The following is a 25,497-nucleotide window of genomic DNA, read 5'->3' on the forward strand; positions in this document are numbered from 1 at the left end:
GCGTTCCAGCGTGTTGGCACAAGACGTTCATGGGGAGGAGAGCGGGATGCCCGAGATCAAGATCATCACTGATGTCGCGGGGCGCGTGTGCGCGCTGGCCGCAGAAATTGGTAGTAGAATTAGTAGCGGCGACGAGATCGTCTTGGTCGAAGCGATGAAGATGGAGATCCCGGTGCCCTCGCCGACCGCGGGCACGGTGCATTCGCTGCTGGTCAAGGTCGATGATGTGGTGGCCGAGGGGCAAGTCATCGCGATCATCACGACATGACATCCGCCTGATCGGGGCCGAGGCGCAAGATTTGACCTCGCCTGCGGAAAGAGTGGGCTGGCTCGTGGTGCGGAGCTGCGACATAAACCGCCAAGATGATTCCCGGCGAGCTCGACGATGATGCCCCCACGCCCCAGACCGCCTCGCAATCCCCAGCACTGGGCCACCGCTTCGATCCCGCCGTTGCAGCGGTTTCTCTCGGCGTGCCATGCGGATTTCTGGCCCGATCATGACGGTGCGGTCGCCGACTATATCCCCGAGCTCGGCAAGGCCGATCCCTCGCATTTCGGCATCAGCCTCGCCACGCTCGACGGCCATGTCTATGAGGTCGGCGACAGCCGCGTCCCCTTCACGATCCAGTCGATGTCGAAGCCGTTCGTGTTTGCGCTCGCACTCGATACGCTCGGTGCCGACAAGATCGAACGCGTGATCGGCGTCGAGCCGTCCGGCGATCCCTTCAATTCGATTCGCCTCAACGCCGACAATCATCCCTTCAACCCGATGGTCAATGCCGGCGCGATCGCCTGCAGCGGGCTGATCCGCGAAGCCAGGGGTGACGGGGCATTCGAGGCGATCCGCGAGGCGCTCGGCCGCTTCGCCGGCCGGTCGCTCGATGTCGACGACGCCGTATTTGCCTCCGAAAGTGCGACGGGCGACCGCAACCGCGCCATCGCCTACCTGCTGCGCACCTCCAATGTCCTCCGTGAAGACGTCGCCGACGTGCTCGCGGTCTACTTCCGGCAATGCGCGGTGCTGGTCACCGCGCGCGACTGCGCGATCATGGCGGCGACGCTCGCCAATCGCGGCGTCAACCCGGTCACCGGCGAACAGGTGGTGAGCGCATATGCGGTATCGCGCACACTCTCGGTGATGACCTCGTCCGGCATGTATGACTTTGCCGGCGAATGGATCTATCGCGTCGGCATTCCCGCCAAGAGCGGCGTCGGTGGCGGCATTCTTGCGAGCCTGCCGGCACGGCTCGGGCTCGGCAGCTACTCGCCGCGGCTGGATCGGCACGGCAACAGCGTGCGCGGCATCAAGGTCTGCGAGGCGCTGTCGTCGCATTACGGACTGCACATGCTGAGCCGCAGCGACGATGCGCGAACCTCGATCATCGCCGACTACGACATCGCCGCCAACCCGTCGCGGCGCAGCCGCCGCGTGCAGGAGCGCAATATCCTCGCGCAGCATCCCGATGCCGTGCGCGTGCTCGAACTGGTGGGGACGCTGTCGTTCTCCAATGTCGATTATGTCTCGCGCCGGCTCGCCACCAATCGCCGGCCGCAATTCGTCATCTTCGACCTGCGCCGCGTGACCGCGATGACGCCCGCAGGCCTGCGCCTGCTCGCCGAGCTGTTCCATGAGCTCGCCGATTTCCATGTCACCGTCGTTCTCTCCGGCATCCGCCGCAGCTCGGCGGAATGGCAGGACATCGTCGAGCGCACTGGCGACATCAACAATGTGCGCGATTTCTTCCTTTTGGATACCGCGATCGAATGGGCCGAGGACCAGATCGTGTATCGCTATGGCGGCGCCATCGATTTCCTGGAAATTACCGAACTGTCCGAGCAGCCGCTGCTCGCCGGGCTCACGGAGGCAGAGCTTCACGAGCTTGCCGGGCTCGCGATCGTCAGGCCCTATAAGCAGGGCGAGCGCATCATCACGGCCGGCGAGCCCGCAACGAGTCTGTTCTTCCTGCGCTCCGGCGCCGTTCACGTCACCCTGCCCGACGGCATCAGGCTCGCAACCTTGACCGCAGGCCAGGCCTTCGGTGAGCTCGCGGTGTTGGAGCCGCAGCGCTCGGCCGACGTCTTCGCCGACCTGTCCGCCACGGCGTTCGAGATCGGACTTGCCGATTTCAATCGTTTTCGCGAGGCGCATCCCAAAGCCGGACTTGCAATCATGCGCAACCTTGCACAGCTGCTCGCCAGCCGCCTGGTCGCGGCCAACACGCGGCTGAACCTGCTGACGCCGAGCTAAGCCAGCGGCTTCCGCCATTCCATCACGACGAACCACGGCACGCGCCGAAAGCGCTCCTGGTGGATGGGCTCGCCCGACACGGGCGCAGGCTCGTCAAAGAAGGCCAGATCGAGCCCGCTGTCGATGAAGGCGCTCATGTAAGCGGCGAGCGGCCGGTGCCAATTCTGGATCCGGAGGCCGGACCATTCGAGCCAGAATGGAAATTCCTCGAGATAGCGGTCCACGGGGAAATGCAAATGGCGGCCGGCCTCGTCCTTGATCCAGCCTTGCGCCGCTCCGGCCGAGGTGAAGCCGGTCAGGTTGGCGATCAGCACCGCGCCGCCGGGCCGCACGACCCGCGCCATTTCGCGGATCGCCGCACGGAAGTCGGGGATATCGATCAGCGTGATGTAGCTGATGACGAGATCGAAGCTCGCCGAAGCGAATTCCATCTCTTCCGCCCGGCCCGCCCGATAATCCCCGGAGGGATCGCGCTCCCGCGCGACCTTCAGCAGATGCGCGGTCGGATCGATCCCGGTCGGCGCTATGCCCATCGATTTCAACAGGCGGCAGAAGCGTCCCTCGCCGCAGCCGACGTCGAGCGCGTTACGGAATTGCCCAGCCTCGATTCGTGCCCGCATCATGGGATCAAGCACGTGCTCCCTCGCCCAATCGCCCCGTTCTCCAACGGAATCGATCCACGCCTGAGCGGATTCGTCCCAACCATTGCTCATAACAACTCTCAATATGCGTCTCGGCCGAACGATCCATTAAGTGGTCATTATTGCATGTCCCCTGGAGCTTTGCGCCCATGAGACGACGCACGAAACAACGCACCAGGATTCGAGCGTCCCTCGATGTCCGTTACTTATAGTTGCAATTCACAGATCAATGCGCATTCAAGTAGTTCGCTGGTATCACAGACATTTGCGCTCGCTCGCCTAAACGTTACCGACAGTCCGACGCAGGACCAACATAAGCGAGCCAAATTGGCGCCGCATTAGCAACCGATCTTCCGTACCGTCGATCGACGCCGAGTGGGGACTCGCGAAGCGGTCATCGACGCGGGGTGTTCCGAGTAAAAATTCCAGCCAGCGTTTCGCGTGTGTTTTTGCGCAACGGTGAGTCGTGTCCAGATCCAGGGAGGAAACGGCATGAAGGAAGCCACTGAGAGGGCGACGTCGGAAGCATTCGCGCACATGCTGGCGGTGACAGCCCTGCTCGTCATCGCCAGCGTCCTCTTCTACGGGCGGTAACGTGCTGTTTCTTGGTTCTGCGTAGCAGTTCTCCATCGCTGGTCGGACGGGGCGTGAGCCAGACGAGGCTCATTCGGGGAGTAGGTTCGGGTCCTGCGTAAAGAGTGCGTATTAGTAAGTAACGAGTAAGCGTACTGCGTAACGAGTAAAAGTACCGAGTAACGAGTAGAAGTACCGAGTGTAAAGGGGTATCGCGCGCGCACGCTGCGATACGGGGCGGGACGAAGAATAGCGTATGGGGTATCGTCCCGCCCCGGCTACCCCGGGCCTATTGGCATATGGCCCGAATTGGACCGGGCCTCATGGTTCGAGACGCGCCGCACGAGGCGCTCCTCACCATGAGGGTCCGTCATTTCGCCGCAAAACAAGCTCTCGTCGGTGAGAGATTTTGACCGCGACCTTGCCTCAATGATCGGCCCCGCGAGCACCATCAATACGACTTCGGTAGACCGAGCACCTTCTCCGCGACGAAGCTCAGGATCAGTTGCGGACTGATCGGCGCGATGCGTGGAATCAGCGATTCACGAAGATAGCGCTCGACGTGATATTCCTTGGCGTAGCCGAAGCCGCCATGGGTCATCACCGCCTGCTCGCAGGCGTGAAAGCCGGCCTCTGCCGCCAGATATTTTGCAGCATTGGCCGCCGGTCCGCAGGCCATGCCCTGGTCGTACTGCCACCCCGCCTGCAAGGTCATCAGCCACGCCGCTTCCAGCTCCATCCAGTTCTTGGCAAGCGGATGCTGGATTCCCTGATTCATGCCGATCGGGCGATTGAAGACATTGCGCGCCTTGGCATAGGCGGAGGCGCGCGACAGCGCGAGATGACCAAGGCCCACGGCCTCGGCCGCGATCAGGATGCGCTCCGGATTCATCCCGTGCAGGATGTAGTCGAAGCCGCGCCCCTCTTCGCCCAAGCGATCCTCGACCGGAATCTCGAAATCCTCAAAGAACAGCTCGTTGGAATCGACGGCCTTGCGCCCCATCTTCTCGATCTCGTGCACGGCGATGCGGCTGCGATCGAAATCCGTGTAGAACAGGCTGAGGCCGTGGGTCGGGCGTTTCACCTGATCCAGCGGCGTGGTGCGCGCGAGCAGCAGGATCTTTTCCGCGACCTGTGCCGTGGAGATCCACACCTTCTGCCCATTGACGACATAGCGGTCGCCCTTGCGCACGGCGCGCGTCTTGAGCTGCGTGGTGTTGAGGCCCGTGTTCGGCTCGGTCACCGCAAAGCAGGCGCGCTGCCGGCCATCGACGATGCCCGGCAGCATGCGTGCGCACTGCTCCCTGGTGCCGAACACCACGACCGGATTGAGCCCGAACACGTTCATGTGGATAGCGGACGCGCCGGACATGCCGGCGCCGGACTCCGAGATGGTGCGCATCATGATCGCCGCATCGAGGATACCAAGGCCGGCGCCACCATACTCTTCAGGGATGCAGAGACCGAGCCAGCCGGCGTCTGCCAACGCCTTATGGAAGTCGGCTGGAAAGCCGCCTTCCTTGTCCCGCTTCAGCCAATAGGCATCGTCGAAGCGCGCACAGATCTTGGCAACGGCCTCGCGGATCGCGTCCTGGTTGGCGGAGAGTGCGAAATCCATGACGTCAGTCCTTCTTTGCGGGTGACGGCGTCGTCACGCCGTCGCGGACCATGGCGGCAATCGCGTCGGACGAAAATCCAGCCTCGCGCAGGATCGCCTCGCCATGTTCGTTGAGCCGGGGCGCTAACCGCGCTGGCTCCGCCCTGGTCTCCGACCAGTTCGCCGACACTCGCATGCTGCGGATCGGACCTTCGGTCGGATGATCGACGACGTGAAAGAAGTCGGTCGCAACGAGATGCGGGTCGTCAAGAATGCTGGTCAGATCGTGCATCGGCATGACCGGCACGTCCGCCTTCGTGAGCAGCTCGGTCCATTCGGCCGTCGTGCGGGTCAGGAAGATGCGCGCGAGTTCGGCATAGACGACATCGATGTTGGCGGCGCGCCCGGCGAAGGTCGCAAAGCGAGGATCGTGGCGCAGATCCTCGCGGCCCGCGCCGTCGAAGAAGGCATTCCACTGCTTGTCATTGTAGACGATCACGCAGATATAGCCGTCGGCAGTTTTGTAAGGCCGGCGGTCGCGCGACAGATGCCGCGCATAGCCGCCCTTGTCGAGCGGCGGCTCGTAGGTCAGCCCGCCCATATGGTCGCCCATGACGAAGCTCGCCATGGTCTCGAACATCGGGATATCGAGCCGCTGGCCGCGGCCGGTGCGATCGCGATGCACGAGGCTCGCGCAGATCGCCCCGACCGCAGTGAGGCCGACGATGCGATCGACCAGCGCGTTCGGCACATAGCGCGGCGTGCCGTCGCCTGCGACCGCCATCAGATGCGCCAGCCCCGCGCCGCCCTGGATCAGATCGTCATAAGCAGGCTTGGCCGCATAGGGCCCGTCCTGACCGAAGCCGAACACGCCGGCATAGATCAGCCGCGGATTGATCTTCGAGACGACATCATAACCGAGTTCCAGGCGCGCCATCGCCTGCGGCCGGACGTTGTAGACCAGCACGTCGGCATTCTCGATGAGGCGCAGCACCGCCTCATGCCCCGCGGGCTTCTTCAGGTCGAGGCAGATCGAACGCTTGCTGCGGTTGGTGTTGAGATAGACCGGACCCATGCCGGGATGCCTGGTCGGTCCGATCAATCGGGTGACGTCGCCCTCGGGCGATTCCACCTTGATGACATCGGCACCGTAATCGCCGAGCATCTGGGTGGCATAAGGCCCCATCAACACGGTGGTCATGTCGATGACCTTGATGCCCGCAAGCGGTCCCATGGCGGCGTCGGCTCCCTCTGTTCGTTGCTGCGAGCTAACGGCAGCGCGGCGACGAGATCAAGCTCGGCCGGCGTATGGGGCTATGCGCCGAGACTGGTCGTCACCTGGCCTGAACCTGAGAAAGGCATGGGCGGCGTCGCCGTCCGCGGCCGTGATCAACCGCTGTCATTTGAATGCCGAGGCGCCAATGCTAAAGCATCGGCAGAACCGGCCAGTCATCCAATGCAGATTACGATCGTCGTCAAACTGCTCACGCTGCTCACTGTCGCGAACGGCGTACCGGTCATCGCCAAGCTCATCATGGGCGAGCGCTGGTCCTGGCCGCTCGATGGCGGCTGCCGCTTCCTCGACGGGCGGCCGCTGCTCGGTGAATCGAAGACGGTGCGCGGACTGGTGCTGTCCATCGTGACGACTGGCGTCGCTGCGCTGCTGCTCGGCCTCGACGTGAGCACGGGATTTCTGGTGGGCGCCGCCGCCATGGCCGGCGATCTGTTCTCGAGCTTCGTCAAGCGCCGGCTTGGACTGAGGTCGAGCAGCCGGGCCACCGGCCTCGACCAGATCCCAGAATCGCTGTTGCCGACGCTACTGTGCTGGTACGAGCTCGATCTGACGGCTGCCGACGTCGCCGCTGTGGCCGGCATCTTCCTCGTTGGCGAGATCGTGCTCTCGCGCCTGCTGTTCTGGCTGAAGATACGCGACCGGCCCTATTGATCGCGCGGGACGCTGCGATGCAGCCGATGCAAGGTGATCTCGGGCGGACAGTTGAGCCGGATCGGAACCACCGACGATCCGACGCCGACCGAAGTGTAACCGGTCATGTCATGATATCTCCACACACCCGATCCGAGCCGGCGCGGCAGCGCGGAATCCAGCGTGATCGGAACGGAGCCCGGCAAGCAGATCTGCCCGCCATGGGTATGCCCGCCGAGCAGCAGGTCGAAACCGGCGTGCGCCGCCTGACGATAGATTTCCGGCGTATGCGACAGCAGGATCGTGAAGCTCGCCGGCGGGATGTCGGAGGCGGCCTTCTCGATATTGTCGACGCGATAGAAATGGGCATCGTCGATGCCGCAGAGGTAGATGCGCTCATCGCCGCGCGCGATCGTCTCGCACTCGTTCAGCAGCATCCGAACCCCGAGGTCCTCCAGACCGGGGACCAGCCGGATCGTGTCGTGATTGCCGAGCACACCGTAAACCGGCGGCTTCAGCGCCGCGCAGATCCGTTGCATGCCCTCGAGCACGCGATCGAACCGGCCGAAGGTGGCGCCGCGAAAATCGCCGGTCAGAACGCAGACGTCATAGGTGAGCGTCGGCAACAACTCGATCATCCGCTGCATGGCGCGCTCGTTCATGTCGACATGCAGATCGCTGATGTGGAGCAGTGTGAAGCCCTCGAACGCCGACGGCAGCGCGGCGAAGCCGAGATCCGTGATCCTGACCCGCACGTCGGCCGCATTGCGCAATCCGCGCCAATAAAGCCCGCTGAGCTTGAAGACGCCGCGGATCACCGCATGGACCGAATACCAGTTTTCCAAGTGGAAGAAGTTCAGTCCCTGGCCGAAGATCTGGGCCTCGTGGTCCGCCTCGATGCCGAGCCGCTGGCGCGCATGCAAGCGGCCAAGGCGCTGCTCGAGACGGTTCACCAGACTGGCTTCATCAGCGCCCAACTTGCCCCCCGAGAGTCGTACCGCCGACGACGGGTCACTGCATTCCTCTATACGACCTTTGCGTCGGTTTGGCATGGCCAATAAATGCGGCGCTCCATCTTGACGGCTCCACGGGAAACACCGTCAATGACAGCAATGGCCACGGCCGAACCTCGCGAGCCGCCGTGAACACGATCACGTCACGTCTTGCTCCTCGGCTAGGTCGCCTAAACCGGTCGCCCGCAAAGATCGACCTGCAGATTCGGCCAGCGCCGTCCCATCAGTTCGGCAACCATGCTGCCCGGATAGACGCCGGATTGCCAGGTACCGTCCTTGCCGAGAAACCGAGTCTCGTTCTCAATCAACCTGTAGCCGCTGGAGGCATAGACGCGCGGCTCCAAAGGCGAACAGGATCGAGAACGGGATCTGCCGCTGGCGCAAATAGCCGTGAGCGTTGTCGACGAGTGCGCGAGCGTGCCCTCGTCCGCGGTGTGAGGCTGCGACTGCAACCTCGCCTATGAGCCCGACCGTCACCTCTTCGGCGCCACACCTGATCTGGCGTTCGTAGATCGCGAGATGACCAACGATCCGCTCATCGGATCGGACGAGCAGCGTCGCATGAGGGTGGCCATGCCGCGCGTAATACTGGCCGAGCTCGTCGGGAGCCCCCTCCGGAAACGCCTCGTTCACAAGCTCCCGCACATCGGTTTCATACGGATCGCCGGCGCGGACATGCGAGATTGGGATCAGCTCGACCACACGAGGCTCCTGACCTGATCAATGCCGGCCCGCTGCGGCGGCGCGCGCCCGGTGACGCCGCGCTTTCGCGACGTTGACGGGACAGAACAAGTCGCGCAACCCGCGCGGTCATGCGTACGCCGCGCGGACCACTTGGCCGCTGGCCGCTGACCTAAAACCGCCCTCTCCGGCCGACATGCGAGCGGCACAACGGAGTATGGTCCCGGCTTTCACCGGGACCTCTATCGGATGCGATGACCGCTTACGCCTTCGCCGGCTCCAGGATCGAGACGTAGTTGGCCACTGCGGCGCCGCCCATGTTGAAGATGCCGCCGAGCTGCGCATTCGGCAGCTGCATGCCTTCCGGCGCCTGACCCAAGAGCTGCATCGCGGTCATCACGTGCATGGAGACGCCGGTGGCGCCGATCGGATGGCCCTTGGCCTTCAGGCCGCCCGACGGATTGACCGGCAGCTTGCCGTCCTTCTGCGTCCAGCCCTCCTTGATCGCGCGCGCGCCCTGCCCCTTCGGCGTCAGGCCCATCGCTTCGTATTCGATCAGCTCGGCCACGGTGAAGCAGTCATGGGTCTCGACGAAGGAGAGATCTTCCAGCTTCACGCCCGCCTTCTCCAGCGCGCGCTGCCAGGCCACGGTGCAGCCCTCGAATGCGAGGATGTCGCGCTTCGACATCGGCAGGAAATCCTGCGCATGCGCGGTGGCACGGAAGTTCACGGCCTTGCGCATGCTCTTGGCCGTCTCCGCGTCCGCGAGCACCAAAGCAGCCGCGCCGTCCGACACCAGCGAGCAGTCGGTGCGCTTCAGGGGGCCGGCGACATAAGGATTCTTCTCACTCTCGGAGCGACAGAACTCGAAGCCGAAGTCCTTGCGCATCTGCGCGTAAGGATTGGCGACGCCGTTCTTGTGGTTCTTGGCGGCGATCATCGCCAGCGCATCGGACTGATCGCCATACTTCTGGAAATAGCCTTGCGCGATCTTGCCGAACACGCCGGCGAAGCCGCCGACCGTGTCGCCATCCTCAGGCAGATACGAGGCCTTCAACAGGTTCTTGCCGATCTCGGGTCCGGGCGTGCGGGTCATCTGCTCGACGCCCACCACCAGCACGATCTTCGCGGCCCCCGCCTGAATGGCGCGCAGGCCCTGCTGCACGGCGGCCGAGCCCGTCGCACAGGCGTTTTCCACCCGCGTCGCAGGCTTGAAGCGCAGCGCCGGATCGGCCTGCAGCACCAGCGAGGCGGTAAAGTCCTGCGGCGAGAAGCCGGCGTTGAAATGGCCGAGCACGATCTCGTCGACGTCGCCGGCGGCGATGCCGGCATCTGCCATCGCCTCATTGGCGACCTTCACCACCAGGCTCTCCACCGTCTCGGCGTCGAATTTGCCGAACGGCGTATGCGCCCATCCCACGATGTTGGCTGTCATCATCTTGCTCCTAAATTCTCTTCGAGGCGATCAGGCCACGAACTTACCACCGAGTTCGTCCTCGATGTGAATACGGATGATGTCATCGAAGCTATGTTCTTCCGTGGTGAATCCAAGCTCGCGGGCGCGCCTGGCCTCGAAATTGCGCGGCCAGCCGTCGACGATGCCGATGATGAAGGGATCCGGCACGCGCTTGATCCGCGCCGCCACCTTTTCTCCGGCGACACGCTTGAGCGCGGCAATCTGCTCGCCGACTGTGGCGGAGAGCCCGGGCATGGTGAGGTTGCGGCGCGGGCCGATCCTGGCGGTGTCCATGGTCGCGGCATGCAGCAGGAAGCCGACCGCCGAACGTGGCGTCGCATGCCAGTGGCGGACATCCTCGGACACCGGCAGCACCGCTTCCTTGCCCGCCAGCGGCTCGCGCAGGATGTTGGAGAAGAAACCGGACGCCGCCTTGTTGGGGAGCCCCGGCCGGATGCAGATGGTCGGCAGACGGATGCCGACGCCATCGAAGAAGCCGCGGCGGGTGTAATCGGCCAGCAGCAGCTCGCCGATCGCCTTCTGGGTGCCATAGCTCAACAGCGGCGTATGGAAGAATTCGTCGCCGATCGCCTCCGGGAACGGCGCCCCGAACACCGCGATCGAGGAGGTGAAGACCAGGCGCGGCTTGTAGCCGTCGCCGATCAATCTGATAGCGTCGAACAGCATCCGGGTGCCGTCGAGATTGATGCGATAGCCCTTATCGAAATCGAGCTCGGCTTCGCCGGAGACGATCGCGGCGAGATGGAAGATCACGTCGGGACGCGCAGCGACGAGCTTCTCGGCAAAGCCGGGCACGGCGAAGTCGCCGGCCATGACGTCAACGGGACAGCCGGCCTTTTCGGGCTTGGTCGGTGCCACGACGTCCTGCAGCGTCATGCGGGTGATGGGGGTGTTGCCGAGCCGGCCGTCGCGCACGAGCCGCTCGACCAGTTTGCGCCCGACCATGCCGGCGGCACCGAGAACCAGGATATGCAAGGGAAAACTCCTTATCTATTCTTCTCTTCTTGTCTTCTCGTATGGATCCAGCACCGGCGGTACCGATGAATGCGCCCTCTCCCCTTGTGGGAGAGGGCTGCACCGCCCCTGCGCCTGCCGTAGCGTGGGCAAAGCGAAGCGTGCCCACCATCGTCGAGCGCGTCAATATAGCGGTGGGCACGGCGCATGCGCGCCTTTGCCCACCCTACGACTACGCGGCTTCGATTACTCCTTCACCGCGCCGGTCATCGCCGACACATAATGCTCGACGAAGAAGGCGTAAAGGATCACGAGCGGCAGCGAGCCGACCAGGGCACCGGCCATCAGCGAGCCCCATTTGTAGACGTCGCCGTCGACGAACTCGTTGACGATCGCGACCGGCACCGTCTTGTTCGGCGTCGATTGCAAGAAGGTCAGCGCATAGATGAACTCGTTCCAGCACAGCGTGAACGAGAAGATGAAGGCCGAGATCAGCCCGGGCACTGCGAGCGGCACCACGATCTTGACCAGGATCTGCCAGCGGCTAGCGCCGTCGATCAGCGCGCATTCCTCGAGCTCGAAGGGGATGGTCTTGAAGTAGCCCATCAACAGCCAGGTAGAGAACGGGATCAGCAGCGTCGGATAGACCAGGATCAGCGATAGCGGCGAGTCGAACAGGCCATAGGCCTGGATCACGGAGGCCAGCGGGATGAACAGGATCGACGGCGGCACCAGGTAGGCGAAGAAGATCAGGATGCCGACCGTATCGGCGCCTTTGAAACGGAGACGCACGATCGCATAGGCTGCAAGCACGGAGGCGATGATCGACAGCGTGGTGGCGCCGACAGCGACATACATCGTGTTCCAAAGCCAGCGCGGATACTCCGTCTCGAACAGGAGCTTGTAGATGTGCTTGAAGGTTGGATGCACAACCCAGAACGGGTTGTAGGTGTTCATGTCGATCAGCTGCTCGTCCGGCTTGATCGAGGTCAGTCCCATCCAATAGAACGGGAACAGCAGCACGACCAGGATGATGAACAGCGGCAGATAGAGCGTCACCAGCCGTCGCGGCAACGACTCCAGATAGCTCATGCCCTCGCTGTCGTCGGAGGCTGCAAGAGCGGCAGCCGCAGCAGCGGTCTTCGTTTGCAGCGTGGTATCGGTCATTGGTCGGCTCCTTGCTGCCATTTGCGCCGTTGCATGCCGAACCAGGAGATCGCTATGGCGGCGACCAAGAACGGGATCATCGCGGTTGCGATCGCGGCGCCCTCCCCTAACCGCCCGGAGATGATGCCACGTTGATAGCTGAGCGTCGCCATCAGATGCGTCGCGTTGACCGGACCGCCGCGAGTGAGCGCCCAGATCAGCTGGAAGTCGGTGAAGGTGAACAGAACCGAGAACGTCATCACCACCGCGATGATCGGGGTAAGAAGCGGATAGGTGATGTAGCGGAAGCGCTGCCAATTGGTGGCGCCATCGAGGGTGGCCGCCTCGTAGAGCGAGGGCGACACGGTCTGCAGGCCCGCGAGCAGCGTGATCGCCACGAACGGCACGCCGCGCCAGATGTTGGCGATGATGACCGAGGCGCGCGCCCAGTTGGCGTCGCCGAGGAAGTTGATGTTGTGGCTGATGACGCCGAGCTTGATCAGCGACCAGGAGATGATCGAGAACTGCGCATCATAGATCCACCAGAACGCGATCGCCGACAGCACCGTCGGCACGATGAAGGGGATCAGCACGATGGCGCGGATCATCGCCTTGAACGGCATGCGCCGGTTCAGAAGCAGCGCGAGATACAGCCCGATCGCGAATTTGATCGCGCTCGCGACGATGGTGTAAAGCAGCGTGTTGAACACCGCGAGCCAGAAGATCGCGTCATCCCACAGCCATTCATAGTTCTCCAGCCCGACGAAGATGCCGCTACGGCCGATCTTCTCGTCGGTGAAGCTCATCCAGACGCCGAGCCCCAGCGGATAGGCCAGGAACAGGATCAGGAAGGCCGCGGCCGGCAGCATGAACCACAGTGCGATGAAGTTGCGGTTGGTCTGCAGCCGCGACCATCTGGACGGCTCGCCGATGCCGGCGGCGCGTGGCAGTGAAGTCTGAATGGTACTCATTCGCAGTGCAGCTCCAATCTGAACTGTAGGGTGGGCAACGCGAAGCGTGCCCACCGATATGTCCCGTCGAGTAGATGGTGGGCATGGCGCTCCGCGCCTTTGCCCACCCTACGCCGTCTCGCTCACCTCGGGATCCCGGGTCCGATGCCTCGCATCGCCCTCGGAATGACAGCACGTACGCAGGGCAGGCAAAGCGAGTCACGCCCACCCAGCGTCCAGGTCACGTTCTCAGCGGAAGATACGTTTGGCCGAACGCTCCGCCGTGGTCATCGCCGTCTTCACATCCTCGCGTCCCGTACAGTAGTTCGCGAACATGTCGACCACGACGAAGTCGGCGATGGCCGCTGCCGGCCCCTCGCCCATCTTGCCAACGCCGGCCGGTGTCACCGCCGTCGCCGCGACGTCGCGGTATGGCGTATTCTTCGGATCCGCAGTCCAGATCGGGTTGGCGTCGTAGGCCTTGAGGAAGTGCGACAGATAGCCCTGCGCCGCCTCGATCCAGGGGTTGAACTGCGCCGGCTCCAGCAGGAACGCGGTGAACGCCTTGCAGGTCTGCGGATATTTGGTGAAGTTGTAGACCAGGATCGGGAAGCCAAGATGCAGCTCGCGCGTCTTGCCGTCGAGACCGGCCGGCAGATGCGCGTGGTTCATGTCCTCGGCGACCTGCGGATTGTCCTTCTTCGCCGCGACATAGATCGAGATGCCGTTGACCGTCAGATAGAGCTGGCCGGCGACAAAGGCCTTGTTGTTGGACGAGTCGTTCCAGGACGCGGTGCCGGGGACGAAATTGTCGTACAGGCCCTTGACGTATTCCAGCGCCTTGGCCGTCTCCGGCGAGTTGATGACGACCTTGTTGTTCTTGTCGATCAGATTGCCGCCATGGGCCCACAGCGCCCAGTGCAGCCAGCCATTGGCGTCGCCCGAGGCATGCCCCAGAGCCATGCCGGCCGGCGTGCCGTTCTTGTTCATGCCCTTGATGAGATCCGCAAAGCCCGCGAGGTCCTTCGGGAATTCCTTGTGACCGGCCTTTTCCATCGCCGAGATGCGATAGTTGACGAGCCCGCCGGTGGCGGCCACCGGAATGCCGATCCATTTGCCGTCGAGCATGCCATAGGCCTTGCCGGAGTCGGTCCAGCCGCCGGCGACCTTGCCGAGATGGTCGGCGACGTCGCTCATGTCGGTGCATTTGCTCGGGAACAGGAACGGCAACGAGTAGAGGCCCCAGACCATGTCGAGCCCCTGCCCCGTATTGGCCGCGACCGAGGCCTTGGGCTGGATGTCGTCATAGGATTCGTTGGAGACGTTGATCGTGACGTTGTTGGCCTTCTGGAAGGCGTCGACGATCTTCATGAAGGCCACGTCCTCGGCCTCGACGAAGCGCTTCCAGCGCAGCAGGTTGATCTTGGCGCCCGCTTCCGGCTTCCACGGCGAGCTCTGCGCCCAGGCCTTGGCATAGCCGAGCAGCTGTTCGCTGGACATGGTCGCAGCGGCGGCCAGCATGGTCGCTCCGCCCTTGAGCAGCGAGCGCCGGTCGGTCAGGAAATCTGCCATCTGAAGTTTTCTCCCATTTCAATATTTTGATTGTTTGTTGTTGTCGTTCGCGTCGAACGGCCGGCGGCTAAATCCTCCGGCCGTTATCCTTGTCGAACAGATGCGCCGCCGACGCGCGCGGACGCAGATGGATCTTCTCGCCGGGATTGACCTCGTGGCGATCGCGAAATACCGCGATGATGTCCTGGGTGCCGATACGGGCGACGATCTGGGTCTCCGACCCCGTCGGCTCGACAACGACCACCTCGGCTTCGATCCCGTCGCTGGCGAGTTCGAGATGCTCCGGCCGAACGCCATAGACCACCGGACGCCCATCCGAGGCCGTGGGCGCGGTCATCAGCGGCAGCTTGGCGCCATTGTCGGTCTCGACATAGGCCGATCCGTTGGACTTCAGATGTCCGTTGAGGAAGTTCATCGCCGGCGAGCCGATGAAGCCGGCGACGAACTGGTTGTCCGGCTTGTCGTAGAGATCCAGCGGCGATCCCATCTGCTCGACGATGCCGTCATGCATCACCACGATCTTGTCGGCCATGGTCATGGCCTCGATCTGGTCGTGGGTGACGTAGACGGTGGTAGTCTTCAGCCGCTGGTGCAGTTCCTTGATCTCGGTGCGCATGGCGACGCGCAGCTTGGCATCGAGGTTGGACAGCGGCTCGTCGAACAGGAACACCTGGGGATCGCGCACGATGGCGCGCCCCATGGCGACGCGCTGGCGCTGGCCGCCGGAGAGCTGGCGCGGATAGCGGTCGAGCAGCGGGGTGAGAGCCAAAATCTCGGCCGCGCGCGCGACGCCACGCTTGATGTCGTCGGGCTTGGCGCCACGCAGCTTCAGCGAGAAGCCCATATTGTCCGCGACCGTCATGTGCGGATAGAGCGCGTAGTTCTGGAACACCATCGCGATGTCCCGCTCTTTGGGCTGCACGTTGTTGACGACGCGCTCGCCGATCGAAATGGTGCCGGAGGTGATGTTCTCGAGGCCGGCGAGCATGCGCAGCAGCGTCGACTTGCCGCAGCCGGAAGGACCGACCAGCACGACGAACTCGCCGTCCTCGATCGGGATGGTCACGCCGTGCAGGACCTCGAACCCGCCGAACGACTTCCGCACGTCGCGAATATTCACAGACGACATCAATTTCCTCCTCGATGACCGGCAGCTTTTTGCTGCGTGCCGCCGGCGTTCCTGCCGTTCTTGTTCTCGGTCGCTTTTGTTGTTCTTGTTGTTTTTGTTCTTATTTTTGTTCTTCGTGTTTTGTCGTTGTCGCCGCCGTCAGACACGCCCCCCGAACTCGGCGGGTATTGTCGGCAGTTTATCCGGCTTTAGCAATGGTTCGATTAGCAACCGCGTGATTGCGCTGTCAATATCGCTTGTCAGCCGGACCGCCCATGCTTATGAGCGATCCATGGGACGGAAACGGATCAAGCACGGCAAAGTGCGGCTGACCGAAGTCGCGGAGCTTGCGGGCGTCAGCCCGATCACCGTGTCACGTTTCTTCCGCAATCCGCAGACGGTATCGCCGCGCCGGCGCGTCCGCATCGAAAGCGCCGCCAAGGAACTCGGCTACGTGCCGAACCTTGCCGCGCGGGCCCTGGCCTCGCAGCGCACCGAGGTGATCGGCGCGCTGATCCCCTCCCTCACCAACAACGTGTTCTCGGACGTCCTGCGCGGCATCTATGACGCGTTCGAGGGCAGCCGTTACAGCATCCAGCTCGCCAACACCCGCTACAGCGTGCTGCAGGAAGAGCGCCTGCTGCGGCTGTTCCTGATGCAGAAGCCGGCCGGGCTGATCGTGACCGGCATCGACCAGACTGCGGACAGCCGGTCGATCATCGAGGCGGCCGACTGTCCCGTGGTCCAGATCATGGAGCTCGGCTCCGAGCCGATCGACATGATGATCGGTTTTTCCCACGTCGACGCCTGCTATGGGGCAATTTCGCACCTTCTCGACCAGGGCTGTCGCCGCATCGGCTTCGTCGGCGCACGCATGGACCCCAGGGTGCAGCGGCGGCTGCAGGGGTATCAGAAGGCGATGAAAGATGCCGCCCTGCTCGATCCGCGCCTGATCGTCACCACGACCGCGCCGACATCGGTGACGCTCGGCGGCAGCCTGTTCTCAGACCTGATCGCCAGGGCGCCGGAGATCGATGCCGTGTTCTGCGCCAATGACGACCTCGCCATGGGCGTGATGTTCGAATGCCAGCGCCGGCACATCGCGATCCCCGATCAGATGGCGATCGTCGGCTTCAACGACATGGAGTTCATGGCGGCCGCCGTCCCGACGCTGAGCAGCGTCCGCACCAATCGCTATGAGATGGGCAACCGCGCTGCCACCATGATCGTTGATGCCATCGAAGGACACGCGCCGGACCCGCGCGTCGTCGATCTCGGCTTCGAGGTCATGCAGCGACAGAGTTCGACCTTGCACGTGCGGCCAACGATCTGCAGTCCTGCGCAGGCCGGCGCGACGGAACAAAATGGTAGCGCAATCAAATACCCGGGCTTAGAACAGACTTGAACGAAACACGTCGTCCATGTTCAAGGACGAACCAATGCTGCATCCTTGCGGCGCAAGGTCGCGCCTCGGGAAGCCAAATCGAGACGCCGGTGGTTACCAACCGGCCTTGCCACTTCGCAGTGCGGGAGGAATGAATGACAAAAACCAACGGCCACGCCGGCAATGGCGCGGACAAGAGCCGCAAGCTGCGCTCGCAGGCATGGTTCAACGATCCCACGAACCCCGGCATGACTGCGCTCTATCTCGAGCGCTATCTGAATTACGGCCTGACCCGCGCCGAACTGCAGTCGGGCAAGCCGATCATCGGCATTGCACAAACCGGCAACGACCTGTCACCGTGCAATCGCCACCACCTCGAATTGGCACACCGCGTCCGCGAAGGTATCCGCGCCGCCGGCGGCATCGCGATGGAGTTTCCTACCCATCCGATTCAGGAGACCGGCAAGCGGCCGACTGCGGCACTTGACCGCAACCTGGCCTATCTCGGCCTTGTGGAAATCCTGTTCGGCTATCCGCTCGATGGCGTGGTGCTGACGACCGGCTGCGACAAGACCACGCCGGCCTGCCTGATGGCGGCCGCGACCGTCAACATTCCCGCGATCGTGCTGTCGGGCGGGCCGATGCTGAACGGCTGGCACGAGGGCGAGCGCACCGGCTCGGGCACCGTGGTCTGGAGATCGCGCGAGCGGCTTGCCGCCGGCGAGATCGACTATGAGCAGTTCATGGAGATCGTGGCGTCGTCCGCGCCCTCGATCGGCCATTGCAACACCATGGGCACGGCGTCGACCATGAACGCGCTGGCCGAAGCCCTCGGCATGTCGCTGCCGGGCTGCGCCGCAATCCCCGCCCCCTATCGCGAGCGCGGCCAGATCGCCTACGAGACCGGCACCCGCATCGTCGACATGGTGTGGGAGGATCTGAAACCGTCCGACATCCTCACGCGGAAGGCGTTCGAGAACTGCATCGTGGTGAATTCCGCGATCGGCGGCTCGACCAATGCGCCGATCCACATCAACGCGCTGGCCCGCCATATCGGCGTCGAACTCAACATCGACGATTGGCAGAAAGTCGGCCACGACGTGCCGTTGCTGGTCAACATGCAGCCGGCCGGCTTCTATCTCGGCGAGGAATTCCATCGCGCCGGCGGCGTGCCGGCCGTGATCGGCGAGTTGATGCGGCAGAAGCGCATCCACGAGGACGCGATCACGGTGAACGGCCGCCCGATGGGCGACAATTGCCGTCAGGCGCCCAAGCCCGACGGCGACGTGATCTGGAGCTACGACAAGCCTCTGGTGAAGGATGCCGGCTTCCTGGTGCTACGCGGCAATTTGTTCGATTCCGCGATCATGAAGACCAGCGTGATCTCCAAGGAATTCCGCGACCGCTACTTGAGCAATCCGAAGGACCCAAACGCCTTCGAGGGCCGCGCCATCGTGTTCGACGGCCCGGAGGATTATCACCACCGGATCGAGGATCCCGCGCTCGAGATCGACGAGCACTGCGTGCTGTTCATCCGGGGCGCCGGTCCGATCGGCTATCCCGGCGGCGCCGAGGTGGTGAACATGCAACCGCCCGCGGCGCTGATCAAACGCGGCATCCACTCGCTGCCCTGCATCGGCGACGGACGGCAGTCCGGCACCTCCGGCTCGCCGTCGATCCTCAACGCCTCGCCGGAAGCCGCCGCCGACGGCGGTCTCGCCATCCTCAGGACCGGCGACCGGGTGCGGATCGATCTCAACAAGGGCAGCGCCAACATCCTCATTTCCGACGAAGAGGTCGCCAAACGCCACGCCGAGCTGAAGGCGAAGGGTGGCTTCCCGTATCCGGCCAACCAGACACCCTGGCAGGAGCTCTATCGCAAGACAGTTGGCCAGCACGCCACCGGCGCCTGCATGGAATTCGCCACGCGATATCACGACATCGCCGGCAAGGTCGGCGTCGCGCGCCACAACCACTGACGCTGTCATTCCGGGGCGCGCATAGCGCGAGCCCGGAATCCATACTCCCGATCGTGGTTATGGATTCCGGGCCCATCGCTTCGCGATGTCCCGGAATGACCAACAAACAGACGAGACACCCAGGGAGATACCATGTCCGACCGCCTCAAGGGCAAGCGCGCCTTTGTCACCGCAGCCGCCGCCGGGATCGGCCGGGCCTGCGCCATCGCCTTTGCCCGCGAAGGCGCCACCGTGTTCGCCACCGACATCGACGAGAAGGGTCTCGCCACGCTGAAGAGCGAAGGCATCAGTGAGACCGCCGTTCTCAACGTCCGCGACACCGCGGCCGTCAACGCGCTGGCCGACCGCGTCGGCAAGGTCGAGATCCTGCTCAATGCTGCCGGCTTCGTGCATCACGGCACCATCCTCGACTGCTCGGACGAGGATTTCGATTTCTCCTTCGACCTGAACGTCAAGTCGATGCATCGCACGATCCGCGCCTTCCTGCCGAAGATGCTGGAGGGTGGCGGTGGCGCCATCGTCAACATCGCCTCCGCCGCGGGCGTGTTCAAGGCCGCGCCCAATCGCTACGTCTATGCGGCGACGAAGGCCGCAGTCGGCGCGCTGACCCGCTCGGTCGCCGCCGATTTCGTCGGCAAACGGATCCGCTGCAACTGCATCTGCCCCGGCACGGTGGAAACGCCGTCGATGCTCGGCCGCGCCGCCGCGGCAGGTCCGAACGGGCTGGAGACGTTCATCTCGCGCCAGCCGATGGGCCGGCTCGGTACCGCCGAGGAGATCGCGCATCTTGCGGTCTATCTCGGCAGCGACGAGAGCGCGTTCACGACCGGCGTGGCACACTGCATCGACGGCGGCTGGACACTGTAAAACAATCTCCGTCATTCCGGGGCAGCCCGCGCGACAAAATGGCAAGGCCATTTTGCGCGGAGGGCTGAACCTGGAATCTCGATCTGAGGAGCACGCAAGCCAATCTCGGGATTCCGGGTTCGCGCTTCGCGCGCCCCGGAATGACGGTCACGAATAGTTTGGGGGAAGGACACCATGAACCAGATCGACCTCAATAACCGCTGCGCCGTCGTCACCGGCGGCGCGCAAGGGTTCGGCCGCGCCATCGCCGAGCGCTTCGTGGCCTCCGGCGCCAGGGTCGCGATCTGGGATCACGATCTGGCGCTCGCCGAGAAGACCGCCAGGGAGATCGGTCCCGCGGTGATCGCGCTCAAGGTCGATGTCACCAACACCGCAGCGGTAGAGACGGCACGCGACGAAACGATCAAGGCGTTCGGCCGCATCGACATCCTCGTCAACAACGCCGGCATTGCCGGCGTCAACAGGACGGTGTGGGAGACCGACCTCGAAGAATGGCGCAAGGTACTGCGCATCAATCTCGACGGCCCCTTCATCTGCTGCAAAGCGATCGTGCCCGTGATGCTCGAGCAGAAATATGGCCGCATCGTCAACATCGCCTCGATTGCCGGCAAGGAAGGCAACCCGAACGCCGCGCATTACTCCGCCTCGAAGGCCGGCCTGATCGCGCTGACGAAATCGCTCGGCAAGGAGCTGGCGCAGCACGACATCACGGTCAATGCCGTCACACCGGCAGCGGCGAAAACCGCGATCTTCGACCAGATGACGCAGACTCACATCGACTTCATGCTCTCGAAGATACCCAAGGGCCGCTTCGTGCTCGTCGAGGAGTTGGCGGCGATGGTCGCCTGGCTCGCCTCGGAGGACTGCGCCTTCTCCACCGGCGCCGTGTTCGACATTTCCGGCGGCCGCGCGACGTACTGACGCCGCCAGCCTCACGCAGCAGGCTTCGATTTGGCCGCCGGACTCTCGGTCGTCGCGATCCAAATGCCGGCGAACACGGCCACAATGCCGGCGACGAGGTTCCAGCGCAGCGGCTCGTCGAGAAGAAACGCTCCGACCAGCGACGCGGTCACCGGATTGACGGTTACGGAGATCGCGACCCGGGTTGGCGTCGTCCGCACCAGCGCGAACGCCCAGAGATAGAACGTCAGCGCTGCGCCGAGCGCGCCGAGATAGACCGCGGCAATCCATTGTGGCGCTCCGAAGGTGGCGACCGGCGCGAAGCTGCCGCGCCAGCGGGAAAGAAGGATGAGGGCGACCGCGCCGATCCCCATCGAGAGCGCGGTGAAGCCGATCGGGCTGGCGCGGCGGATGAACGGCTTCGACCAGATGCTGTAAAGCGCCATGCACAACGCGGCGCCGACCATCAGCAGATCGCCGCGCCAAGCGCCGGCGGGGGCGGACGACAACCCCGTCAGCAACGCCAGCGCGACGCCGACCGTCGCCAGCACCACGCCGGCGGACTTGCGCCAAGTGAGGCGCTCGCTGCCGAGCAGCGCGCCGATCACCATAGTCAGGAGCGGCAAGGTCGAGAGCGCGAGTGCGCCGCGCGCCGCGGTCGTGAAGATAAGGGACGCATTGAATAGGACTGGAAACAGCCCGAAGTACAACAGTCCCAAGAGCACAACGCCCAGCCAATCGCCCGCCGAAGGCCAGCGGTCGCCTCTCAGATAACCCAGCGGCAGCAGCAGCAGAACGCCGATACCGAAGCGAAAAGACCCGATGGCGAGCGGATCGATGACCGGTGCCAGGTAGCGGGTGGCGCCGATCGAGGTGCCGCCGAGCCCACTCGATAGCACTGCTGCCAGAACACCCCAGCCTTCTCCACCCAAGTCGAGTCCTCCTGTTGCGCAGATTCCGAAATTCGTATCGTTTTTCGCAGCACCTTGCCGACCAGAGTAAGAACGAGCTACCAATCAACAAATGGAATTTTATTGATACGCCTGATCACGGTGCGTGATGAACCAGCCGCCTCTCGACCCGGACCTGCTCAAAGCCTTCGTCGCCGTGGTTGACCATCGCTCGTTCACCCGCGCCGCCAATATGCTCAACCGCACCCAATCCGCCGTGAGCATGCAGATCAGGCGGCTGGAGGATCGGCTCGGCGTGGCGCTCTTCCGTCGCAGCAAGGCCCGCGTCGATCTCAGCCCGGCGGGCGAGCATCTGCTCGGCTACGCCCGCCAGATTCTCGCGCTCAACGACGAGGCGGTCGCGCAACTCGGCGAGAGCAAGATCACGAGCGTCATCCGGCTCGGCGTCATGGACGATTACGGCACCAGCGTCATGCCTCCGCTGCTCGCGCGCTTCATGGCCAGCCATCCGGGAATCCATGTCGAGATGGAGACCGGCCTCACGGCGACAATGCCGGCCCGGCTCGGCGAGGCTTACGACCTCGTCGTCGCGATGCATCCGGAGGGCTGCGGCGACGGCGAATTCCTGCGGCGCGAGCAGGCGGTCTGGGCCGTGGGCCCTGCCCCCATCGAGACCCGTGACCCGCTGCCCGTCGCGCTCTATCCACGAGGCTGCCTGTTCCGCGACTGGGCAATGACCGCGCTCGATGACGCCAGACGCCGCTGGCGTCTCGCCTTCGTCAGCCGCAGCGCCGCGGTCGAGTCGATCGCCGCGCAAGGTTTCGCCGTCACCGTGGTGAAGGCCGGCACCTTCCCGTCGCGGCTTCGTCCGCTGTCGGGACGAGACGGCATGCCGCCGCTTCCCGCTGCCGAAATCCGGCTGCATCGCGCCCCACGGCTGTCGAAAGCCGCCGAGCGCCTCGCGGACCATCTGCAAGATGCACTGACCCAGCGCACCCCGCCACGACATCTGCGGTCATTGCAGGGCCGGAGCGAAATGCCGTAGCGGCTGAGAGCGACGGAGGCTATCTAATGGCGTGAGCCGTCTGGAACCAAGCTGTTGAACATCTCCCTTTACGCCATCTCCACCTGGGTGCTGCCGTTGGTCGTCGCGATCACCTTCCATGAGGCCGCGCATGGCTTCGTGGCCTGGCGGTTCGGCGACGACACCGCGTTGCGACTGGGGCGCGTGAGCGCCAATCCGCTCAGGCATATCGACCCGTTCGGCACGCTGCTGCTGCCCGCCCTGCTGTTGTTCTCGGGCTCGCCGTTCCTGTTCGGCTATGCCAAGCCGGTGCCAGTCAATTTTCGCAATCTGAAGCCGCTGCGCACCGGCATGGTGATGGTGGCGCTGGCCGGTCCCGCCACCAACATCCTGTTGGCGCTGGTGGCGGCGCTCGCATTCCACCTGATGCCCCTGGTCCCGCCGGAGGCTGCACGCTGGGTGGCCCGTAATCTCTACAATGCGCTGACGATCAACATCATGCTCGCGGTGTTCAACATGCTGCCCATCCCGCCTCTCGATGGTGGCCGGGTCGCCGTCGGCTTGCTGCCGCGACCCTTGGCCGCGGCGCTGGCGCGTTTGGAACCCTTCGGGATGCTGATTCTGCTGGCGATTTTGATCCTGCTGCCCTTGGCGGGCGCGCAGTTCGGTCTAAATCTTGATTTTGTGTCAAGGCTGCTCCGCGTCACAACCGATTCAATCTTCCAGCTCCTTCTGCTATTGACCGGCAACACCTAGTGCGGCGAATTTGAAGCACTAACCACAGGCGGGATGGGGAAACGAGACCCGAGGCACCATTGGCCAAAGCTGCTGACATGATGATCGCTCGCCGGGCCGACACGCGGGCGCGTGCGGATTTTGCGACTTGGAAGATGATCGCCAAGTTGAACGGCGCATCGGACCTGCCCCCGCAGGCACAGGAGTTCCTGGCGAGCTACAAGACCCGGCTCACCGACATGTCGGAGCACGACGCCACCGAGGCCACCATCCGTGAAATGTACAAGGCCTATTATGCCGAAATGGGGGGAGGCGGCGCACCGCCCGAGGTGAAGGCGGCAGCGCCAGCCCAGCAACCGGTGACCGATAACGTGACCGCGTTCCGGCGGCTGCCGCCGAAAGCCAAGACGGCGCAGAACGGCGCCACCACTAGGCCGAAACTGCCGGTGGCGCTGATCTTTGCCTGCCTTGTGGTGGTCTACGTCGGGATCAGGTATTATTTTCGCTGAGGCTCGGCTGACGCCAGCCGGCTCGCCTCATTTGGGCGGATTGAAGTTCACCGGCAACGTGAACGGAAACTCATCGTCGGTGAGACCGGCCGGCGGCTTCGGCACCGGATCCGAGCGGCGAACCATGGCCACTGCCGCATCATCATAAGCCTGGTCGCCGGAGGATTCCTTCACGTCCACCGATACGACATGGCCGAGCCGGTTCAGCACCAAGGCCAGCTTGACCTGGACCTTGGCCTTTTTCCCGGGTGGAAATTTCTTGTGCAGTTCGAAATAGGCGCTGATCTTGCGGCCCCAATTCGCCGTGAGCTTTTCCTTGTCCTTGCCGATGCCGACATTGGGCGCCTTGGTCTTCTCAGCCTCGGGCGCCTTGTCATCGAGCGATTTCCTGGCACTGTCCTCCGAGGCCTCCAGAGCATCTGAAGCGTTGGTCTGGACCGCCGCGACCTTCTGTTCTTCCGTCGGCTTCTTCACATCGGAGGTCGTCACCTGCTGGTCCGCCTCGTCCGTGGTGGTCGGCATATCCTTCGGCAGGTCGGTCTGCTCGACCTCGGCCTTCTGCTCCTGCAGCTGGGGCGAAGCGGTCTGGGCCACCGAATCCTGACCGACTGGAACCTCGTCGTTCTCGACCTTGGGCGAAGCCATGTCGATGTCGATGATCTCGGCCCCGTCAGCACCGAGGCCGCCGATATCCTCATCGTCCTTCAGATGCGTCAGCGCCAGCGCCGCGCCGCCGACATGGAGCATCAGCGCGCCGACCGCGGCCAAGAACCACAATCTCCGCGACGTCCTGTTGCCGGTGTCGAGATGGCTCATCGCTGGCCTCGCCTCGCTCAGGGCTGCGCCGGCTGAGCCGCCGGCACCTGGCCGGGCGCGGCGGGCGCGCGCTCCAGCGCGACCAGCTTGACCTTGGTGTAGCCGCCGGCGCGCAGCAGCTCCAGGACCTGCATCAGCTCACCATAAGGCACGACCTTGTCGGCGCGCAGGAAGATCGGACGGTCCCTGCTCGCTTCGGGCGTCGTATCGAGCGAGCGCACCAGATCGATTCGCTTCACCCCGTTCTCGCCGATGGCAAGCGAAAGGTCCGGCTTGATCGAGACGTAGATCGGCTTGTCCGGCTTCTTCTGCGGCGCGGCGGTCGAGGTCGGCAGGTCGATCGGCAGATCGACGGTCGAGAGCGGCGCAGCCACCATGAAGATGATCAGCAGCACCAGCATGACGTCGATGAACGGCGTCACATTGATGTCGTGGGTCTCGTCGAATTCGTCGTCGAGATCGCCATCCGAGAGCGAAACGGCCATCGC

General features: G+C 63.8%; 24 protein-coding genes. 10 read left to right on the forward strand and 14 right to left on the reverse strand.

All coding sequences use genetic code 11. From position 1 onward, the window contains the following. Positions 1-46 precede the first annotated feature (46 nt). Both QX071_RS26375 and glsA read left to right on the forward strand, forming a co-directional pair. Entirely contained in the window at positions 47-268 is a 222-nt protein-coding gene (locus QX071_RS26375; protein WP_315705286.1) for an acetyl-CoA carboxylase biotin carboxyl carrier protein subunit, read from the forward strand. A gap of 117 nt (positions 269-385) precedes the next feature. Continuing rightward, positions 386-2,248, forward strand: a complete 1,863-nt coding sequence (glsA, locus tag QX071_RS26380) for a glutaminase A (RefSeq protein WP_315705285.1) — start codon at positions 386-388, stop codon at positions 2,246-2,248. Here glsA and QX071_RS26385 read toward each other — a convergent pair. The 3 genes from QX071_RS26385 to QX071_RS26395 all read right to left on the reverse strand — a co-directional run bounded on the left by QX071_RS26385 (position 2,245) and on the right by QX071_RS26395 (position 6,293). Next, entirely contained in the window at positions 2,245-2,871 is a 627-nt protein-coding gene (locus QX071_RS26385; RefSeq protein WP_315705284.1) for a class I SAM-dependent methyltransferase, read from the reverse strand. The genes glsA and QX071_RS26385 overlap by 4 nt on opposite strands. Positions 2,872-3,913: 1,042 nt before the next feature. Next, complete coding sequence (locus QX071_RS26390) at positions 3,914-5,080, reverse strand: acyl-CoA dehydrogenase family protein (protein WP_315705283.1); 1,167 nt, start codon at positions 5,078-5,080, stop codon at positions 3,914-3,916. 4 nt (positions 5,081-5,084) lie between these two features. Beyond that, entirely contained in the window at positions 5,085-6,293 is a 1,209-nt protein-coding gene (locus QX071_RS26395; RefSeq protein ID WP_315705282.1) for a CoA transferase, read from the reverse strand. 126 nt (positions 6,294-6,419) lie between these two features. Between QX071_RS26395 and QX071_RS26400 the strand changes: the two genes are divergently transcribed. After that, entirely contained in the window at positions 6,420-7,004 is a 585-nt protein-coding gene (locus tag QX071_RS26400; protein WP_315705281.1) for a CDP-archaeol synthase, read from the forward strand. On the opposite strand, the gene QX071_RS26405 is transcribed toward QX071_RS26400, so the two are convergent. The 8 genes from QX071_RS26405 to QX071_RS26440 form a co-directional block, all read right to left on the reverse strand. After that, positions 6,998-7,936: a metallophosphoesterase gene (locus QX071_RS26405; protein ID WP_315705280.1), complete on the reverse strand. Its 939-nt coding sequence runs from the start codon at positions 7,934-7,936 to the stop codon at positions 6,998-7,000. The genes QX071_RS26400 and QX071_RS26405 overlap by 7 nt on opposite strands. 360 nt (positions 7,937-8,296) lie before the next feature. After that, complete coding sequence (locus tag QX071_RS26410) at positions 8,297-8,698, reverse strand: GNAT family N-acetyltransferase (RefSeq protein WP_315705279.1); 402 nt, start codon at positions 8,696-8,698, stop codon at positions 8,297-8,299. Between the two features lie 241 nt (positions 8,699-8,939). After that, positions 8,940-10,112, reverse strand: coding sequence for an acetyl-CoA acetyltransferase (locus tag QX071_RS26415; RefSeq protein ID WP_315705278.1), 1,173 nt, complete (start codon positions 10,110-10,112; stop codon positions 8,940-8,942). A 30-nt stretch (positions 10,113-10,142) separates the two neighbouring features. Continuing rightward, the gene (gene denD, locus QX071_RS26420) at positions 10,143-11,129 is read right to left on the reverse strand and encodes a D-erythronate dehydrogenase (RefSeq protein ID WP_315705277.1); all 987 of its coding nucleotides are present in this window, start codon (positions 11,127-11,129) and stop codon (positions 10,143-10,145) included. A gap of 225 nt (positions 11,130-11,354) precedes the next feature. After that, positions 11,355-12,275 carry a carbohydrate ABC transporter permease gene (locus QX071_RS26425; protein WP_315705276.1) on the reverse strand — a complete coding sequence of 307 codons (921 nt, stop codon included), beginning with the start codon at positions 12,273-12,275 and terminating at the stop codon, positions 11,355-11,357. Then, positions 12,272-13,225, reverse strand: coding sequence for a sugar ABC transporter permease (locus tag QX071_RS26430; RefSeq protein WP_315705275.1), 954 nt, complete (start codon positions 13,223-13,225; stop codon positions 12,272-12,274). Before QX071_RS26430 ends, QX071_RS26425 begins: the two co-directional genes overlap by 4 nt. A 228-nt stretch (positions 13,226-13,453) precedes the next feature. Continuing rightward, positions 13,454-14,776: an ABC transporter substrate-binding protein gene (locus QX071_RS26435; RefSeq protein ID WP_315705274.1), complete on the reverse strand. Its 1,323-nt coding sequence runs from the start codon at positions 14,774-14,776 to the stop codon at positions 13,454-13,456. A 67-nt stretch (positions 14,777-14,843) separates the two neighbouring features. Beyond that, entirely contained in the window at positions 14,844-15,905 is a 1,062-nt protein-coding gene (locus QX071_RS26440; RefSeq protein WP_315705273.1) for a sn-glycerol-3-phosphate ABC transporter ATP-binding protein UgpC, read from the reverse strand. A gap of 271 nt (positions 15,906-16,176) precedes the next feature. Here QX071_RS26440 and QX071_RS26445 point away from each other — a divergent pair, with 271 nt between their 5' ends. The 4 genes from QX071_RS26445 to QX071_RS26460 all read left to right on the forward strand — a co-directional run bounded on the left by QX071_RS26445 (position 16,177) and on the right by QX071_RS26460 (position 21,035). Beyond that, positions 16,177-17,289, forward strand: coding sequence for a LacI family DNA-binding transcriptional regulator (locus QX071_RS26445; protein WP_315705272.1), 1,113 nt, complete (start codon positions 16,177-16,179; stop codon positions 17,287-17,289). Between the two features lie 134 nt (positions 17,290-17,423). Next, positions 17,424-19,247 (forward strand): IlvD/Edd family dehydratase, encoded by a 1,824-nt coding sequence (locus tag QX071_RS26450; RefSeq protein ID WP_315705271.1) that lies wholly within the window; start codon positions 17,424-17,426, stop codon positions 19,245-19,247. A 132-nt stretch (positions 19,248-19,379) separates the two neighbouring features. Next, on the forward strand, positions 19,380-20,114 hold the full coding sequence (locus QX071_RS26455; RefSeq protein WP_315705270.1) for an SDR family oxidoreductase: 735 nt from the start codon (positions 19,380-19,382) through the stop codon (positions 20,112-20,114). A 174-nt stretch (positions 20,115-20,288) separates the two neighbouring features. Beyond that, positions 20,289-21,035 carry an SDR family NAD(P)-dependent oxidoreductase gene (locus QX071_RS26460; RefSeq protein WP_315705269.1) on the forward strand — a complete coding sequence of 249 codons (747 nt, stop codon included), beginning with the start codon at positions 20,289-20,291 and terminating at the stop codon, positions 21,033-21,035. 11 nt (positions 21,036-21,046) lie between these two features. Here QX071_RS26460 and QX071_RS26465 read toward each other — a convergent pair whose 3' ends face one another. Beyond that, positions 21,047-21,946 carry a DMT family transporter gene (locus QX071_RS26465; RefSeq protein ID WP_315705268.1) on the reverse strand — a complete coding sequence of 300 codons (900 nt, stop codon included), beginning with the start codon at positions 21,944-21,946 and terminating at the stop codon, positions 21,047-21,049. A gap of 127 nt (positions 21,947-22,073) precedes the next feature. Here QX071_RS26465 and QX071_RS26470 point away from each other — a divergent pair, with 127 nt between their 5' ends. From QX071_RS26470 to QX071_RS26480, 3 genes are all read left to right on the forward strand, one after another. Beyond that, positions 22,074-22,970: a LysR family transcriptional regulator gene (locus tag QX071_RS26470; RefSeq protein ID WP_315705267.1), complete on the forward strand. Its 897-nt coding sequence runs from the start codon at positions 22,074-22,076 to the stop codon at positions 22,968-22,970. A 54-nt stretch (positions 22,971-23,024) separates the two neighbouring features. Further along, positions 23,025-23,705 (forward strand): site-2 protease family protein, encoded by a 681-nt coding sequence (locus QX071_RS26475; RefSeq protein ID WP_315705266.1) that lies wholly within the window; start codon positions 23,025-23,027, stop codon positions 23,703-23,705. Positions 23,706-23,782: 77 nt separating this feature from the next. Further along, positions 23,783-24,193 carry a hypothetical protein gene (locus tag QX071_RS26480; RefSeq protein ID WP_315705477.1) on the forward strand — a complete coding sequence of 137 codons (411 nt, stop codon included), beginning with the start codon at positions 23,783-23,785 and terminating at the stop codon, positions 24,191-24,193. Between the two features lie 27 nt (positions 24,194-24,220). Here the strand turns inward: QX071_RS26480 and QX071_RS26485 are convergent, their stop codons facing one another. Further along, positions 24,221-25,009 (reverse strand): TonB family protein, encoded by a 789-nt coding sequence (locus QX071_RS26485; RefSeq protein ID WP_315705265.1) that lies wholly within the window; start codon positions 25,007-25,009, stop codon positions 24,221-24,223. 17 nt (positions 25,010-25,026) lie between these two features. Next, positions 25,027-25,494 carry a TonB system transport protein ExbD gene (exbD, locus tag QX071_RS26490; RefSeq protein WP_315705264.1) on the reverse strand — a complete coding sequence of 156 codons (468 nt, stop codon included), beginning with the start codon at positions 25,492-25,494 and terminating at the stop codon, positions 25,027-25,029. Positions 25,495-25,497 lie beyond the last annotated feature (3 nt).

Origin of the sequence: Bradyrhizobium sp. SZCCHNS1022 (assembly GCF_032484835.1) — a bacterium.
Taxonomy (GTDB): Bacteria; Pseudomonadota; Alphaproteobacteria; order Rhizobiales; family Xanthobacteraceae; genus Bradyrhizobium.

Excerpts from the sequence above, each read along its gene's own strand:
- QX071_RS26485 (WP_315705265.1), bottom strand. The coding sequence starts at position 25,009 with ATGAGCCATCTCGACACCGGCAACAGGACGTCGCGGAGATTGTGGTTC.
- QX071_RS26425 (WP_315705276.1), bottom strand. The coding sequence starts at position 12,275 with ATGACCGATACCACGCTGCAAACGAAGACCGCTGCTGCGGCTGCCGCT.
- QX071_RS26455 (WP_315705270.1), top strand. The coding sequence starts at position 19,380 with ATGTCCGACCGCCTCAAGGGCAAGCGCGCCTTTGTCACCGCAGCCGCC.
- glsA (WP_315705285.1), top strand. The coding sequence starts at position 386 with ATGATGCCCCCACGCCCCAGACCGCCTCGCAATCCCCAGCACTGGGCC.
- QX071_RS26375 (WP_315705286.1), top strand. The coding sequence starts at position 47 with ATGCCCGAGATCAAGATCATCACTGATGTCGCGGGGCGCGTGTGCGCG.
- QX071_RS26450 (WP_315705271.1), top strand. The coding sequence starts at position 17,424 with ATGACAAAAACCAACGGCCACGCCGGCAATGGCGCGGACAAGAGCCGC.
- QX071_RS26390 (WP_315705283.1), bottom strand. The coding sequence starts at position 5,080 with ATGGATTTCGCACTCTCCGCCAACCAGGACGCGATCCGCGAGGCCGTT.
- QX071_RS26400 (WP_315705281.1), top strand. The coding sequence starts at position 6,420 with ATGGGCGGCGTCGCCGTCCGCGGCCGTGATCAACCGCTGTCATTTGAA.
- exbD (WP_315705264.1), bottom strand. The coding sequence starts at position 25,494 with ATGGCCGTTTCGCTCTCGGATGGCGATCTCGACGACGAATTCGACGAG.
- QX071_RS26445 (WP_315705272.1), top strand. The coding sequence starts at position 16,177 with ATGGGACGGAAACGGATCAAGCACGGCAAAGTGCGGCTGACCGAAGTC.
- QX071_RS26395 (WP_315705282.1), bottom strand. The coding sequence starts at position 6,293 with ATGGGACCGCTTGCGGGCATCAAGGTCATCGACATGACCACCGTGTTG.
- QX071_RS26415 (WP_315705278.1), bottom strand. The coding sequence starts at position 10,112 with ATGACAGCCAACATCGTGGGATGGGCGCATACGCCGTTCGGCAAATTC.
- QX071_RS26385 (WP_315705284.1), bottom strand. The coding sequence starts at position 2,871 with ATGATGCGGGCACGAATCGAGGCTGGGCAATTCCGTAACGCGCTCGAC.
- QX071_RS26435 (WP_315705274.1), bottom strand. The coding sequence starts at position 14,776 with ATGGCAGATTTCCTGACCGACCGGCGCTCGCTGCTCAAGGGCGGAGCG.
- QX071_RS26440 (WP_315705273.1), bottom strand. The coding sequence starts at position 15,905 with ATGTCGTCTGTGAATATTCGCGACGTGCGGAAGTCGTTCGGCGGGTTC.
- QX071_RS26480 (WP_315705477.1), top strand. The coding sequence starts at position 23,783 with ATGATGATCGCTCGCCGGGCCGACACGCGGGCGCGTGCGGATTTTGCG.
- QX071_RS26470 (WP_315705267.1), top strand. The coding sequence starts at position 22,074 with ATGAACCAGCCGCCTCTCGACCCGGACCTGCTCAAAGCCTTCGTCGCC.
- QX071_RS26460 (WP_315705269.1), top strand. The coding sequence starts at position 20,289 with ATGAACCAGATCGACCTCAATAACCGCTGCGCCGTCGTCACCGGCGGC.
- QX071_RS26430 (WP_315705275.1), bottom strand. The coding sequence starts at position 13,225 with ATGAGTACCATTCAGACTTCACTGCCACGCGCCGCCGGCATCGGCGAG.